General features: G+C 64.2%; 12 protein-coding genes. 9 read left to right on the forward strand and 3 right to left on the reverse strand.

Features of this window, described 5'->3' with window-relative positions; genetic code table 11:
• Nucleotides 1-8: 8 nt before the first annotated feature.
• Nucleotides 9-1,463 carry a dihydropyrimidinase gene (gene hydA, locus IVA75_RS29760; RefSeq protein ID WP_247284689.1) on the forward strand — a complete coding sequence of 485 codons (1,455 nt, stop codon included), beginning with the start codon at nt 9-11 and terminating at the stop codon, nt 1,461-1,463.
• A 96-nt stretch (nt 1,464-1,559) separates the two neighbouring features.
• Nucleotides 1,560-3,179, forward strand: a complete 1,620-nt coding sequence (locus IVA75_RS29765; protein ID WP_247284690.1) for an ABC transporter substrate-binding protein — start codon at nt 1,560-1,562, stop codon at nt 3,177-3,179.
• Here the strand turns inward: IVA75_RS29765 and IVA75_RS29770 are convergent.
• A complete protein-coding gene (locus IVA75_RS29770; protein ID WP_247284691.1) occupies nt 3,176-4,519 on the reverse strand; it encodes a glycoside hydrolase family 3 N-terminal domain-containing protein in 1,344 nt (447 codons plus the stop codon). The two genes, IVA75_RS29765 and IVA75_RS29770, sit on opposite strands and share 4 nt — an antisense overlap.
• Before the next feature lie 187 nt (nt 4,520-4,706).
• Between IVA75_RS29770 and IVA75_RS29775 the strand changes: the two genes are divergently transcribed.
• The 3 genes from IVA75_RS29775 to IVA75_RS29785 are packed head-to-tail and all read left to right on the forward strand — an operon-like array spanning nt 4,707 to nt 8,503.
• The gene (locus tag IVA75_RS29775; RefSeq protein ID WP_247284692.1) at nt 4,707-6,197 is read left to right on the forward strand and encodes a DUF4173 domain-containing protein; all 1,491 of its coding nucleotides are present in this window, start codon (nt 4,707-4,709) and stop codon (nt 6,195-6,197) included.
• Nucleotides 6,198-6,215: 18 nt separating this feature from the next.
• Nucleotides 6,216-6,920 carry a response regulator transcription factor gene (locus tag IVA75_RS29780; RefSeq protein ID WP_247284693.1) on the forward strand — a complete coding sequence of 235 codons (705 nt, stop codon included), beginning with the start codon at nt 6,216-6,218 and terminating at the stop codon, nt 6,918-6,920.
• On the forward strand, nt 6,917-8,503 hold the full coding sequence (locus tag IVA75_RS29785; protein WP_247284694.1) for an ATP-binding protein: 1,587 nt from the start codon (nt 6,917-6,919) through the stop codon (nt 8,501-8,503). Before IVA75_RS29780 ends, IVA75_RS29785 begins: the two co-directional genes overlap by 4 nt.
• Here the strand turns inward: IVA75_RS29785 and IVA75_RS29790 are convergent.
• Nucleotides 8,500-8,640 carry a hypothetical protein gene (locus IVA75_RS29790; protein WP_007597071.1) on the reverse strand — a complete coding sequence of 47 codons (141 nt, stop codon included), beginning with the start codon at nt 8,638-8,640 and terminating at the stop codon, nt 8,500-8,502. The genes IVA75_RS29785 and IVA75_RS29790 overlap by 4 nt on opposite strands.
• Nucleotides 8,641-8,719: 79 nt before the next feature.
• On the opposite strand from IVA75_RS29790, the gene IVA75_RS29795 reads away from it, so the two are divergent.
• The 4 genes from IVA75_RS29795 to IVA75_RS29810 all read left to right on the forward strand — a co-directional run bounded on the left by IVA75_RS29795 (nt 8,720) and on the right by IVA75_RS29810 (nt 12,576).
• Nucleotides 8,720-9,283: an alpha-ketoglutarate-dependent dioxygenase AlkB gene (locus tag IVA75_RS29795; RefSeq protein WP_247284695.1), complete on the forward strand. Its 564-nt coding sequence runs from the start codon at nt 8,720-8,722 to the stop codon at nt 9,281-9,283.
• A gap of 231 nt (nt 9,284-9,514) precedes the next feature.
• Nucleotides 9,515-10,009 carry a hypothetical protein gene (locus IVA75_RS29800; RefSeq protein WP_247284696.1) on the forward strand — a complete coding sequence of 165 codons (495 nt, stop codon included), beginning with the start codon at nt 9,515-9,517 and terminating at the stop codon, nt 10,007-10,009.
• 134 nt (nt 10,010-10,143) lie between these two features.
• Complete coding sequence (locus IVA75_RS29805; protein ID WP_247284697.1) at nt 10,144-11,073, forward strand: carboxylesterase family protein; 930 nt, start codon at nt 10,144-10,146, stop codon at nt 11,071-11,073.
• 276 nt (nt 11,074-11,349) lie between these two features.
• On the forward strand, nt 11,350-12,576 hold the full coding sequence (locus IVA75_RS29810) for an ABC transporter substrate-binding protein (RefSeq protein ID WP_247284738.1): 1,227 nt from the start codon (nt 11,350-11,352) through the stop codon (nt 12,574-12,576).
• 222 nt (nt 12,577-12,798) lie between these two features.
• On the opposite strand, the gene IVA75_RS29815 is transcribed toward IVA75_RS29810, so the two are convergent.
• Entirely contained in the window at nt 12,799-14,361 is a 1,563-nt protein-coding gene (locus IVA75_RS29815; protein WP_247284698.1) for an adenylate/guanylate cyclase domain-containing protein, read from the reverse strand.
• Nucleotides 14,362-14,389: the final 28 nt, after the last annotated feature.

A 14,389-nucleotide genomic window follows, 5' to 3' on the forward strand; every position in this document is an offset into this window, starting at 1 on the left:
AGCCTCCCATGCCCCTCCTCATCCGCGGCGGCACCGTCGTCAATCATGATCATTCGCGCCGCGCGGACGTGCTGATCGACGGCGAGACCGTCGTCGCGGTCGGGCGGTCGCTCGATGCGGCGACGGGGTGCGAGATCATCGATGCGGGCGGCGCCTACGTCATCCCGGGCGGCATCGATCCGCACACCCATCTCGAAATGCCGTTCATGGGCACGGTCACCGCGGACGATTTCGAATCGGGAACCAAGGCGGCGCTGGCCGGTGGCACCACCATGGTGGTGGATTTCTGCCTGCCCGATCCAGGCCAGTCGATGCTCGCGGCCTATCAGGAGTGGCGACACAAATCCGAGAAGGCGGCCTCCGACTACGGCTTCCACATGGCCGTAACGTCCTGGTCGAAGCAGATACATGACGAGATGGAGACCGTGGTCAAAACCTACGGCATCAACACCTTCAAGCACTTCATGGCCTACAAGGGCGCGCTGATGGTGAACGACGACGAGCTCTACAACTCGTTCGCTCGCTGCGCCCATCTCGGCGCCATGCCCGTCGTGCATGCGGAGAACGGTGACGTGGTCGCCCTGATGCAGGAGGCGCTGATCGCGCGCGGTGTCACCGGGCCCGAGGGACACGCTTATTCACGGCCGCCGGAGGTCGAGGGCGAAGCCACCAACCGCGCCATCATGATCGCCGACATGACTGGGACGCCGGTCTACATCGTGCACACGAGCTGCCGCGAAGCGCATGAGGCGATCGCGCGCGCACGTGCGGCGGGCAAGCGCGTCTACGGCGAGCCGCTGATCCAGCACTTGCTGCTCGACGCGGGTGAATATCAAAACAAGGATTGGAATCATTCCGCGCAGCGCGTGATGTCGCCGCCGTTCCGCGACAGGTCGCATCAGGATAGTCTTTGGGCCGGCCTGCAAGCCGGCTCGCTGCAGGTGGTCGCGACCGACCACTGCGCCTTCACCACCGAGCAGAAGCGGTTCGGGCTCGGCGACTTCAGGAAGATCCCGAACGGCACCGGCGGCCTCGAAGATCGCCTCGCGCTGCTGTGGACCGCGGGCGTCACTACGGGGCGGCTGACGAAGGAAGAATTCGTCGCAGTGACCTCTGCGAACATCGCCCGCATCCTCAACATCTATCCGCGCAAAGGCGCGGTCGCCATCGGCTCGGACGCGGATATCGTGGTTTGGGATCCCAAGGCGAGCAGGACCATCAGCGCGAAGCGGCAGATGAGCCGGATCGATTACAACGTGTTCGAGGGCTTTTCATGCACCGGCGGACCGGCGGCGACGCTGTCGCGCGGCCGCATCGTCTGGAAGGATGGCGATCTGCGCGCCGAGGCCGGCGACGGCCATTATGTCGAACGCCCGGCGTTCTCGCCCGTGCATGTCGCCAATTCCACCTGGAAAGAGCTGATCGCCCCGCGCGCCGTGAGCCGCGGAGCGGTGACGCCGTAGGATTGAAGATCCGCGCAGCATGCGACGCCGTGAAGCGCGGCCGATGGCATGCGCCTTGCCTCTTTATGGTGCAAATCTCTCTGGAGTGAGGCACCCATGAGCGCATCATCTTTCAACCTAAACCGCCGCGGCGTGCTCGGCGGTCTCGGCCTTGCCGGAATGACCGCCCTCGCTCCGCGCTTTGCCTCGGCGCAGGGGCGCAGCGAGACGCTGCTGGTGGTGCAGGAGCTCGGGCCGAACTCGCTCGACATGCAGGGCGTCGGCTCCAACCAGACCGTGAACGGGCTGTCCTGGAATTGCTACGATCGCCTGCTGAGCTACGCCTCGAAGACGCTCCCCGACGGCACCCTGTCTTATGACCGCGAAAAGCTCGCGCCTGAACTCGCCGAGAGCTGGGAGGTTGCAGCCGACGGCATGTCCTGCACTTTCAAGCTACGGAAGGACGCCAAATTCCACGACGGTACGCCGGTCACGGCGAAAGACGTCAAATGGTCGTTCGACCGCGCGGTGAAGGTCGGCGGCTTTCCGACCTTCCAGATGTCGGCGGGATCGCTGGAAAAGTCCGAGCAGTTCATCGTGGTCGACGACCACACCTTCCGCATCGACTATGTGCGCAAGGACAAGATGCTGCTGTTCAACGTCGCGGTGGTCGTGCCCTTCATCATCAACTCGGAGCTCGCGAAAAAGAACGCGACGTCGGAAGACCCGTGGGCACTGGCGTGGCTCAGGAACAACGAGGCCGGCGGCGGCGCTTACAGGATCGAAAGCTGGAAGCCGGGCAGCGAGACGGTGCTGGCGCGCTTCGACGATTGGAAGAGCGGACCTCTCCCGAAGCTCAAGCGCGTGATCGCGCGCGACGTCCCCTCCGCCGGCACCCGCCGCGCCATGCTGGAGCGGGGTGATGCGGATATCTCCAGCGGCTTTGCGCCGCGCGACTTCGAGCAGATCATCAAGGAAGGCAAGGTCAAGGTCTCGGGCGTGCCGATCCCGAACGCGCTCTGGTCCGTCGCGCTGAACACGGCAAAGCCGCCGTTCGACAATGTGAAGCTGCGCCAGGCCGTCGCCTGGGCGATGCCCTATGAGCAGATCCAGAACAGCGCGTTCTTCGGACGCGCCGTGCCCATGTATGGCGGAGCAGCGGACGTCTCAAAGCCGGTCTGGCCGCAGGCGTTTCCCTACGCCACCGATCTCGACAAGGCCAAGGCCCTGATGAAGGAGGCAGGCTTCGAGTCAGGGCTGGAGACGACGTTGTCACTCGACACGGGCACCGCCACGGTCGGCGAGCCGACCGCCATCCTGATCCAGGAAAGCCTAGCCAAGATCGGAATCAAGGCGGCGATCGAAAAGATTCCCGGCGCGAACTGGCGCACCACGCTGAACAAGAAGGAACTGCCGCTCGCGCTGAATCGTTTCAGCGGCTGGCTCGATTATCCCGAATATTACTTCTACTGGAATTTCCACGGCAACAACTCGATCTTCAACATCTCCTCCTACCAGAACAAGGAAATGGACGCGCTGATCGACAAGGCGCGGTTCACCACGGATGCCGCCGAGTACGACAAGGCCGTGAAGGATTTCATCGCGCTCTGCATGCGCGATGTTCCCGTCGTCCCGCTCAACCAGCCGATCCACGATGTCGCCATGCAGAAGGCCATCACCGGTTACGAGTTCTGGTTTCATCGCGAGCCGGACTACCGCCAGTTCGCGAAGGGCTAGTTTTGGCGGGCGATGCTGACGGTGCTTGAGACGGCTCGCGCCTGCTCGGACGGGAAACCCCGCGCGAGCCGCGCTTCGCTCGCGCGCAGCATCGCCGTATTGAGCTTGCCCTGCCGCGATCCATCCAAGGCGCAAGCAAAAATCCGGTAGAATTGCGCGCCGTCATAGGCGACCAGCAGCAGATCGACGCCCGCGTTGATGGCCTCGACAACGGCCTGGCAGACGTCGTGCTGGTAGATCGCGCCCATCACGAGATCGTCGGTCATGACGACGCCCTGATAGCCCCATTTGTCGCGAATAATCTCCTCGACGACACGCTTCGAATGCGAGGCGGCGCGATCGGGATCGACGGCCGTGAGCGTGACGTGGCCGACCATGAGCGCGCTGCGCGAATGCGACAGCACCTCGCGGAACGGAAGCCAGTCGGTTGCTTCCAACTCCTTCACCGGCGTATCAAGATTGGCGCTGAAATGATGCGTGTCGGTGCGCACGCGCCCGATGCCGGGAAAATGCTTGAGCGTGGCGCCGACGCCGGATTGTTCCAGCCCGCGTACATAGGCGCTCGCGATCGCGCTGACCACGGCGGGATCGGTCGCAATCGCGCGCTGACCGATCAGGGTGTGGAAGTCGAGGCGATTGCGCCGGACCGGCGGCTTGAGATCGAGCACCGGTGCGAGATTGAGGTTGACGCCGAGCCCGGCGAGGTCACGACCGTGGATGCGGCCGAACTCTACCGCTTTGGCCTGCTGGTCATCGGGAGCAAGCCCGGCAAGCGTCGCCAGCGCCGGCAGCTTCGTCAGCGGCGGCGCAAGATGCCCGACGATGCCGCCCTCCTGGTCCGCCGCAACGACCAGCGGCGGCAGGCCGGCGGCGCGCCGCTTGTCCTGTAGCGCCGCGATCTCGGCACGCAGCGCCTCGACTGTCCGGCCCCGGATGTTGTGCCGGGTGAGGTAGACACCGCCGATCAAGCCTTGTTCGGCGAGGCGCGCGACCTCCGGGAGGGAGGAATAGCCGACCATGAAGTGAGGTCCGAGCTGACCCGCCTCGGCCGCACTGGCGGCAAGAACATCGTGCTTGCGCAGTTCGAATTTCAGGTGCGCCGCCGACATCAGGAGCGGCGGAACGCACCAGAGCATGACGAGCAGCTTGCCGGCGGTTGTGCACCAACGTCCCCTGCGCAGCAGCACGATGACGATCACGATGCTTGTGACGACAAGCGCGATGTTTCCGGCGCCGCGCAGCACGAGCAGATAGGGATCGTTCTTGTTAGCGGCCGCAAATGCGACGAGAGGGGCGGCCAGCCAGAGCAGGATGAGACCGGTGCGGTTGAGGAGCTGCATGATGCGTCACGCCCAAGGTGATGTATGCATCGCACCTATCAAAGCGATTTGCGCCGCGTAAGGACTAAAGCCGCGCCTGCACATAATCTGCAAAAGACTCCTGAAGCCGTGCAGACGACGATCCCGCCTTCTGCACAAACGACGTTCAGACTTCGTGATGCCACCCATCACGAAAGGTCTTCTTGAAATGACGAGCCTGGCTTCGACAATTGCAGCGGAAATCCAGCCGATCAGGCATTCCTCGATCCCGGCCAAGGTCGGCCTCGCGCTGGTTCTCGCTGCGCTCGCCGACTGGCTATTCTATGGTCCGAAGATCGGGCTGTCGCTGACGCTGTTTGTGATCGCGATGGCTTGCGTGTCGATGCTGTTCAATCATGCGGCTCTGGATCTGCGGCGCGCCATGATCGGCGCGGCCATTCTCGTCGCCGGCCTCGCACCGGCGGTCGAGGAGCTCAACATGCTGTCCTTCCTGATCCTCACCATGGCGCTGGCCATTGCGCTTCTGATCGCGACCAATCCGGAAACGACCGGGCTCACTGAACGTGCGCGCGCGCTGCGCAATTTCTTCCTGCTCGGGCCCTTCAGATTCTTCCTCGACGCGCTGCAGATCTTCAACATGTCGGGGTTCACCCGGGGCATCGCCCTCTGGCTGATGCCTGCTGTGATGAGCACCGTCTTCGTCGCGCTGTTCGCGGCGGCCAATCCGGTGATCGAGCAGTGGGTGTCTCTGCTCAATCCAAAGCTCATCTTCGAGTATATCAGCATCCCGCGCGTGCTGTTCTGGACCATGATGCTGGCCCTGGTCTGGCCGTTCATCCATGTGCGCTGGCGGCGCAGGACGATTGCCACCACGACGGTCGTCGATGGCTCCGTGCCGCCGCCGCTGCCGTCCCAAGTCTCGGCTGAGTTCCTGGGCCCCTCCACCATCCTGCGCTCGCTGATCCTGTTCAATCTGCTGTTCGCGGCGCAGTCCATTCTCGATGGCATCTATCTCTGGGGCCATGTGGCGCTGCCGGCCAACATGACTTATGCGGCCTATGCCCATCGCGGCGCCTACCCGCTGATCGCCACCGCCCTGCTCGCCGCCGCATTCGTGCTAGTGGCGATGCGTCCGGGTGGACCGGCCGAAAAATCAAAGGTGATCCGGCCGCTGGTCTATCTCTGGGTCGGGCAGAATGTGCTTCTGGTCGCGTCCTCCATCCTCCGCCTCGACCTTTACGTCGACATCTACATGCTGACCTACTGGCGCATCGCCGCCTTCATCTGGATGGGGCTGGTGGCGCTCGGGCTGATCCTGATCATGGCCCGTATCGTGCTCGACAGGTCCAACCAATGGCTAGTCGGCGCCAATCTGATCGCGTTAACGATCGCGCTGTATGGCTGCTCGCTGATGAACTTCGATGCGTTCATCGCCGACTATAATCTGAGCCACAGCAACGAAATGTCGGGTAAGGGCCTGAGCATCGACGCCAACTATCTCCTCACACTCGGACCACAGGCGCTGCCTGCCCTCGACAAGGTCATCGCTCATCGCCCGGGCGACGACTGCCTTGTGTCGCGGCGCGATCGGCTTGTAGAAGTCCAGCGTCAGGATATGGCCTGGCGGAGCTGGGGCTTTCGGAACTGGCGGCTCCAGCGCAGGCTGTACACGCTGGAGAAAGTTCGGCCGGCAGGCTGACGGGGAGCGGAGAGGTTCTTGGCGCATCGCATTCTCATCGTGGACGACGAGGGCCACATCCGCGAGGTCATCCGCGTTGCGCTAAAGAAAGCCGGCATGGACGTAATCGAGGCGCGCGACGGCAAGGAGGCGCTGAGCCGCTTTGCCGCCGACAGACCTGACCTGATCGTGCTCGACATCGGCATGCCCGAATTCGACGGCCTCGACGTCTGCCGCGAGGTGCGCAAAGGCTCCGACGTGCCGATCCTGTTCCTGTCGGCGCGCGACGAGGAGATCGACCGCATCCTCGGCCTCGAGATCGGCGGCGACGACTACGTGACGAAGCCGTTCAGCCCGCGCGAGCTGGTGGCGCGGGTCAACGTCGTCCTGCGCCGTCTCGGCCCGCGCAATGGCGAGGCCAAGGCGGGGCCGTCGGCACTCGCGCAAGGCGGCCTGTTGATCGATCCCGAGCAGCATGTCGCGTCGTTCGCCGGCACGCCGCTGAAGCTGACCGCGATCGAGTTCGGCATCTTGCGCGCGTTCCTGACCCGGCCGACCTCGGTGTTCAATCGCGAGCAGCTGATGCGGGCCGCCTACCAGCTCAACATCCAGGTCTCCGACCGCACCATCGACAGCCACATCCGCAACATCCGCGCCAAGCTCGCGGCGCTGGCCTGCGACAATGCCATCGAGACCATCCACGGCGTGGGCTTCAAGCTCGGCCGCTGCGAGAAAGAGGCATGAGCGCGGCGCCGGACAAATGGCGGCCGTCGCTCACCCTGGTGATCTTCACGGTGCTGGCGACCGTCGGCGTGCTGCCGCTGGTCGGCCTGTTCTTCTTCCGTCTCTACGACAACCAGCTGATCCGCCAGACCCAGGCCGAGCTGATCGCGCAGAGCCGCGTGCTCGCGACGATCTACGCGCAGGAAGTCACAGCAAGGCTCGATAGGGGCCTCACGCTCGGTGCCGAAGTGCCGACGAACGTGCTGCCTGATCCAGGCGACCAGGTCACCCCGATCCGTCCCGCGCTTGACCTCACCGCCAACGACCTGCTGCGGCGGCGGCCCGAGGCGCAAGCCGCTCCACAGCCGCCGCAGCCCGTCTATGTCGAGATCGGCGCAAAGCTGACGCCGATCATCCGCGAGACCCAAAAGGTGACGCTGGCAGGCTTTCGCATCCTCGATCCCCAAGGCGTGGTGATCGCCGGGCGGCAGGAGGTCGGGCAGTCGCTCGCCCACATCGAGGAGGTCGCGGACGCGCTGCATGGGCAATACCGCGCCACCCTGCGCAACCGCGTGCCCGACAAGCCGCCGCCGTCGATCTACTCCTTCAGCCGCGGCCTCGGCGTCCACGTGTTTTCGGCAATGCCTGTCATCGTCAACAACCGCGTCGCGGGGGTGATCTACACGACGCGGACGCCGAGCAACATCTTCGACCATCTCTATCAGGAGCGGGCCAAGTTCGTGCTGGCGGGGCTCGCCGTGGTTCTCGGCACGATCGCGATCGGCCTCGTATTCTCGCGCACCATCACGCTGCCGATGCGCGAACTGATCGATCGTGCCACCAGAATAGGCCGCGGCGACCGCGAGGCGTTCAGGCCGCTCCGGCATTACGGCACCCGCGAATTCGCCCAGCTCTCGCACAGCTTCCTCGGCATGGCCGAGCAGCTGGCGCGGCGCTCGGACTATATCGCGACCTTCTCGGCCCACCTCACCCACGAATTGAAATCGCCGCTGACCTCGATCAAGGGCGCCGCCGAGCTGTTGCAGGATTCGGTTCAGGGCAAAGCGGGCAGCCTGACGCCGGCCGAGCAGGAGACGTTCATCGCCAACATCCTGTCCGACACAAAGCGGCTGGAAGCGATGGCGCAGCGGCTGCGCGAACTCGCGCGTGCCGAAAGCCTGCCGCAAAACGAGCGCACGGAATTGGCGCCGGTGATTGCCGACCTCAGGAGCCGATTTCCGGCGAGCTCGATCGAGGCCAGCGGCAGCCTCGACCTGATGATCGGCATGTCGGCCGAGAAGGCGCTGATCGTGCTGTCGCATCTCGCCGATAATGCGATGCGACACAAGGCTGGGACAATCTGGCTGAAAGCGATCGACGAGCGTACGACCCTGCGTCTGACCGTGACCAATGACGGCGAGGCGATTTCGGCGCCGAACCGCGACAGGATCTTCGACGCGTTCTTCACCACCCGCCGCGACCAGGGCGGCACCGGGATGGGTCTCGCGATCGCGCGCGCGGTGATGGCGAGCCATGGCGGCTCGATCAGCCTCAAGCCGACCGATCAGGGCGCGGCGTTCGAGCTCCAGTTTCCAATGGGCTAGATCGCGAACACCCAGGCGGCGACGATGGTGCCGATGGTGACCAGACCGGCGATGGTCCAGCCGGCGGCGTATTCCAGCTCAGGATGACCGGTCGCCCGCATGATTTCTGCCGGATCGGCGGTATGCTTCTCTGCCATGACAGCCTCGCACGTTACTTTCCGCGTCATATGTAAGTCGCATCAGCCACCATTAGGTTCCATCACGGAAATGCGAGGAATGACGCAGCTTGGTTTGTTCGCCGATCGGCAAGCGGGGCCTGCAGGCCTTTGCTACACCGATGACTTCGTCGAGGCCGCCGTCGAGCAGGCGCTCATCGGCTGCATCGCAGCATTGCCGCTCCAGCGCTTCCAGTTCGGCGCCTTCGAGGGCAACCGCCGGGTGGCGTCCTTCGGCTATCGCTATGACTACACAGAGCAGCGGCTGGCCGAGGCCGAGCCGATCCCGGACTGGGTGCTTCCTGTCGCGCGGCAGGTCGAGGCATGGGCGGGTCTCGCCGGCGGCAGCGTGCGGCAGGTGCTCTGCACGGAATACGACGCCGGCGTCGGCATCGGCTGGCATCGCGACAAGGCGCATTTCGACAAAATCATCGGCCTGTCGCTGGGCTCGTCCTGCAAATTCCGCTTCCGCCGCCGTAGCGGCGACAAATGGGAGCGCCATACGCTCGAAGCCTTGCCGCGCTCGCTTTACATGATGGACGGCGAGGCGCGGTCGCAATGGGAGCACAGCATCCCGCCGGTCGAGGCGCGCCGCTATTCCATCACCTTCCGGACGATGGCCTGACCGGCCGGCCAAACAAAAAAACGCGAAAACAACCCCATGCACAGTAGAACGGCCGTGTCGGCGCGAGGCTCGGCCCCGCGGCGTAACCGTTTGACACCTCGGGGCAAAACAGCCGCACCGCGCAAAGGCGCAAGGCCCGGCGAACTTGCCTTCCAATTCGCGTTTACATGCTAAACTGGTTCCACGCGCCGCCCGGAAGGGAAGCCGCGATGGCAGGCCCAGGGAGGCAAGATGAAAGCCGGTCGATTGATCCTCGCCTGCGCCCTCGTTGTCGGAACTGCCTCCGGCGTCGCCGATGCATCCGACGCGACGCCCGCAAAAGTCTCGGGCTCGACGGCGCTGGCGCTCGCGGGGGTGATCGCGCCGCTGTCATCGGTCCTGTCCGGCGCCGAGAAGAAGGCGATGGCGATGCTGTTCGCCGCCAACAGCGACATTCCCTACAAGAAGCCGATCGTGGTGACCGCCGATCGAATCGTCTGTCGCGCCGGTAATGTGGACATCACCATCCGGAACTGCGAGGTCACCTTCGGCAAGAAGACCAGGACGGTGAACGGCTCCACGGCCGGCGAGATCTTCGCCACCGAAGCCCTGGCCGGCATTCCGCCCGACGGCGCCGCAGGATCGAATTTCGAGAGCCTGACCAAGCTGAGTTGCACGATCGACCCCAACGCCATCCGCCGGAAGGACGGCAGCGGCGCGGATTGCACGTTCCAGCCGGGGAATTGAACCACGCGTGGAGGACGCGCCGAGAGAACCATGGGTGCCGTGAAATCGCCTCATGACCAACTAACTAATAAGGCGAATTGAAAAGACGGGCCAAACGCGCGAGCCCATATCGGGCACGCAGGGCCAACACCGACATGAAGAATTTTCTCGCATTTTTTCTGATTCTGGGCGTGACGGCAGCCTCCGCACACGGTCCGCTTCCGATGCCGCCGGCCGCGCCGTCCGATCTCGTCCGGGTCGGCCTCACCGACAGCGACACCACCGCAGGCGGCACCGCGCGGCTGTGCGAGCAGGTCACCTTCTCGCGCGGCCTGCGCTACGGCGAGAGCGAAGCCAATGTGCTCGATGTCGCCACCGCCACGACCAAGGCGGATACGCCGCGGCCGGTGCTGCTGTTCGTGACCGGCGACACCTTCACTGGCGACCGCGCCGCGCCGGAGCTGTCGCGCCAGATCCAGGACCAGGCCATGTGCTTTGCCGCCCGCAACGACATGATCGGCGTGCGCGTCAACTACCGGCTGGCGCCCTCGGCGACGTGGCCGGCGGGTGCGACCGACGTGGCCGCGGCGCTGTCGTGGGTCCACGGCAATATCGACCTGTTCAACGGCGATGCCCGCGAGATCGTCGCGGTCGGCTACGGCGCCGGCGCCTTCCATGTCGCCACCCTGCTGGCCCATCCCGAACTCCAGACCGACCGCGCCGATGTCGCGGCGGTCGTGCTGGTATCCGGGGTCTACCGCGCCGGCAAGGACGCGAGCGACAGCGAGAAGGCCTATCTCGGCAGCGACGCCAGCCAGTACAACAAGCGCTCGGTCTTCCCTGGCATCCTCAATGTCGACGTCCCGATCGTGCTGGCCTGGGCTGCGGATGATTCCGCCGGCATCACGGCGCAGGGCGAAACCTTGAAGAAGACGCTCTGCGGCGCCGGCCATTGTCCGCGTAGCGCGCTGCTGCGCAGCCGCGATGGCATCGCGAGCGCCTTCGGCCTCGACGGCTCCGGCGACAGCCTCGCCGAGCCGACGCTGCTGCTGGTGCATCAGCTCGAGGCGCGCGGGCTGCCGTAGCGGTGTTGCGGACGCAGCTCCTGCAATGTCATGGCCGGGCTTGTCCCGGCCATCCACGCCTTCCTCGCGGCACAAAGCACGTGGATGCCCGGGACAAGCCCGGGCATGACGACCTCTTGCAGCCCGTCAGCACGCCTGTCGCTTTCGCCCGGGCTGCGACGCGCCGCATCGAAGCGCGCCATCCGGCCACAGCTTTGACAAACGCTTGACGTAGATCAACTCGCCTTGCTGCGGACTGAGCCGACCTCGTTGGGGGCCAACGACAAGGTGTTGAGCATGCGCGTCACCGGCAGGATGCTGTTCGTCTCGATGATCGCCTTGGCCTCGCTCGGAGCGATGTCGCAGCAACAACACTCGGATCAATCCACCGCCGAAAACGAAATCCGTATCGGCAATGTCATGCCGTATTCGGGACCGCTCTCGGAGTTCGGCGCTATTGGCCAGGCGGAAGCGGCCTATTTCGACATGGTCAACGCGCGCGGCGGCATCAACGGCCGCAAGATCCGCTTCATCACGCGCGACGACAATTCCGATCCGGCGACGGCGCTGGAGCTGACGCGCAATCTGGTCGAGACGGACGACGTGCATTTGATGTTCGGATCGTTCGGCACGCCCGGTAATCTCGCCACGCGCTGGTATCTGAACGCAAAGAAGATCCCACAACTGTTCGTCGCCTCCGGCGACGAGGAGCTGAGCCAGGCCAAGGCGTTTCCCTGGACCATGGGCTGGCAGCCGTCGTTCCGGTCGGAGGGGCGCATCTACGCCAACTATCTTCAGGCCTATTATCCCAGGAAGAAGATCGTGGTGCTCTGGCAGAACGACCAGTTCGGGCGTGCGCTTCTCAAGGGCATGGAGGAAGGACTTGGCGATCTGAACCGTCTCGTCCTCGTCGACATCGCCTTCGACATTGCCGATGAGCATCTCGACGGACACGTCTCGATCCTCAAGCGCGCCGGCGCCGATATTTTCGTCTTTCTCGGTGTACCGTCGACGGCGTCCAAGGTGATCAAGCTGGCGGCGGCAATGAAATGGCGCCCGGTCTTCATCGTCAACGACGCCTCGGCCTCGATCGCAAATGCGATGGCGCCCGCAGGCCTGGAGAATTCCTCCGGCGTGATCTCGGCGGCTTTCCTCAAGGATCCGAGCGATCCCGCGTGGAAAGACGATCCCGCCATGAAGGACTGGTTCGCCTTCATGGACAAATACCATCACGACGAAAGCACCAACAACAGCGCCGCGCTCTATGGCTACGCCGCGGCCGAGGCGCTGACGCAGGTGCTGAAGCAATGCGGCGACGATTTATCGCGCGAGAACATCATGCGTCAGGCGGCTTCGCTGAGGAATTATCAGCCCTCGGTCGCCCTGCCCAACATCAGGATGAACACCTCGCCGACCAGCTACCTGCCGATCAGGCAGATGCGGTTGGTCCAGTTCGACGGCCGTTCCTGGCAACCCTTCGGCGACGTGATCGAAACCGCCTTCACGGAAGGCGCGGCGCGGTGAGTTGCTTCACGCTGGCAGCGGTAGCGCACGGAGAAAACGTGACTGGGAGCTCGCCCGCGGCCATCCTTCGAGACGCCCGCCCAGGCAGGCCCTCAGGATGAGGTCGCGTTTACGCAGCGAGAAATCCGACCCTCATGGTGAGGAGCCCGCCAGAGCGGGCGTCTTGAACCATGCACGCCGAGCACGTTCGACAACCTCAACTGCGACTGCGACAGCCCTGCCTCACACCGGCTTCAGCGAGGCCAGCGCGTTCTCCAGCAGCGAGCGCACCCGCGCTGCGTCGCCGGATTTCACCACCGCGGGGTCGAGATAGAGCTCCAGCCCGGGGGCACGCTCGGTAATGATGCCGCTTGTCTCCACTGAAGCGTCGTTCAGCGCATCCACGGAGTACGGAATCACTTCGCGGCTGATGCCTTTCATCGTGATCGCGGGCAGCGCGTGGGCGCGGACGATATCGCTGACCAGCGCGAAGGTTTCATAGCTCAGCACGATGCCGCCGGGCTCGGCGATCGATTGCAGGCGCGCGGCGAGGTTCGCCTCCGCACCGATGATGGTGTAGTCCATGCGATCGCTGCTGCCGAAATTGCCGACATTGCAATAGCCGGAATTGATGCCCATGCGCGCCTTGAACGGCAGCTCGATGCCGGAGGCGCGCCATTTCGCATTGAGCTCGGTGAGACGTTGCTGCATGCGCCAGGCCATGCGGAGGCAGGCCTGGGCGTCGGCGCGGTCGCCCTTGGTCTCGGGATCGCCGAAGAAGATCAGCATGGCATCGCCGATGAATTTGTCGATGGTGCCGCCAAATTCGTGGGCGACCCCCGACATCTCGGTGAAATACTCGTTGAGAAGCTGGGTCAGCAACTCCGGCTGGAGCCGCTCCGCCGTCGCGGTGAAGTTCTGGATGTCCGAGAAGAAGATGGTGAGCTTCTTGCGTTCGGTGTGGATGGTGACGTCCTTCTGGCCAGAGAAGATGCTTCGGTAGACTTGCGGCGGAATGTAACGCGAGATCTTCATCGAGAGTGAGGCGAGGAAATCGTTGGCAGATTCGAGCTCCTTGTTCATGCCCTTGATGCGGCTCGCCTGACGGCGCTGCAGCGAGAGAAACGACAAGCCGCTGCCAGCCGCGATCAGGAAATAGGCCAAGAGGAATTTGAACGAGAAGATGTTGGCGGCGATCGGCTGGGCGATGATCACCTCCTGGATGCCCCTGACGTCACCCACCTTCCAGTCCTTCTTCGGACTTTCGGGGTGGCTGTTGTGGCAGCTGACGCAGGCCGGGCCCATCGTCACCGGAGCGATCAAGCGGACCTTGTCGTTGAACAGCGAGGTCTCGGTCTCGACGATCTTCTGCTCGGGATCGTTGCGAAGCGATTCGAGCGCATCCTTCTCGAACTTGTCGAGCTGGTGCGGGGCGCGATTCTGGAACGGGAAGTCCGAAACGAAACGGTAGATGATGTTTTCCTGCTGCGCTCCGATTACCCGCCCGAGCTCCAGCGACAGCGTGGCCGGGATCGGGACCCCGCCGGGGACGGATTCGTAGTTGTGAACCACCCTGGTCGTGCCGTTTGGATTGGCGATGATGCGCCCGACCACGTTGGTCGCGTAATAGCTGCGCACGCTCGTGATCACCGAATTCAGGTCGATCGCCTGCCGGCGCAGCGCGGTCTTGCTGAGTTCGGTCAGGTCCAGCCACACTGCGAGCGGCAAAGCGAGCAGGAGGAAGGCGACCGCGGCACCGGTCAGGATGCCACTCTTGCGCTGTTCTTCGGAGATCTCTTGCTTCACTCTTTGGCTCCGTGATGAGCGTTCTTGC

Origin of the sequence: Bradyrhizobium sp. 134 (genome assembly GCF_023074155.1) — a bacterium.
In the GTDB taxonomy this organism is placed as follows: domain Bacteria; phylum Pseudomonadota; class Alphaproteobacteria; order Rhizobiales; family Xanthobacteraceae; genus Bradyrhizobium.

Excerpts from the sequence above, each read along its gene's own strand:
- hydA (WP_247284689.1), top strand. The coding sequence starts at position 9 with ATGCCCCTCCTCATCCGCGGCGGCACCGTCGTCAATCATGATCATTCG.
- IVA75_RS29765 (WP_247284690.1), top strand. The coding sequence starts at position 1,560 with ATGAGCGCATCATCTTTCAACCTAAACCGCCGCGGCGTGCTCGGCGGT.
- IVA75_RS29770 (WP_247284691.1), bottom strand. The coding sequence starts at position 4,519 with ATGCAGCTCCTCAACCGCACCGGTCTCATCCTGCTCTGGCTGGCCGCC.
- IVA75_RS29775 (WP_247284692.1), top strand. The coding sequence starts at position 4,707 with ATGACGAGCCTGGCTTCGACAATTGCAGCGGAAATCCAGCCGATCAGG.
- IVA75_RS29785 (WP_247284694.1), top strand. The coding sequence starts at position 6,917 with ATGAGCGCGGCGCCGGACAAATGGCGGCCGTCGCTCACCCTGGTGATC.
- IVA75_RS29790 (WP_007597071.1), bottom strand. The coding sequence starts at position 8,640 with ATGGCAGAGAAGCATACCGCCGATCCGGCAGAAATCATGCGGGCGACC.
- IVA75_RS29795 (WP_247284695.1), top strand. The coding sequence starts at position 8,720 with ATGACGCAGCTTGGTTTGTTCGCCGATCGGCAAGCGGGGCCTGCAGGC.
- IVA75_RS29800 (WP_247284696.1), top strand. The coding sequence starts at position 9,515 with ATGAAAGCCGGTCGATTGATCCTCGCCTGCGCCCTCGTTGTCGGAACT.
- IVA75_RS29805 (WP_247284697.1), top strand. The coding sequence starts at position 10,144 with ATGAAGAATTTTCTCGCATTTTTTCTGATTCTGGGCGTGACGGCAGCC.
- IVA75_RS29810 (WP_247284738.1), top strand. The coding sequence starts at position 11,350 with ATGCGCGTCACCGGCAGGATGCTGTTCGTCTCGATGATCGCCTTGGCC.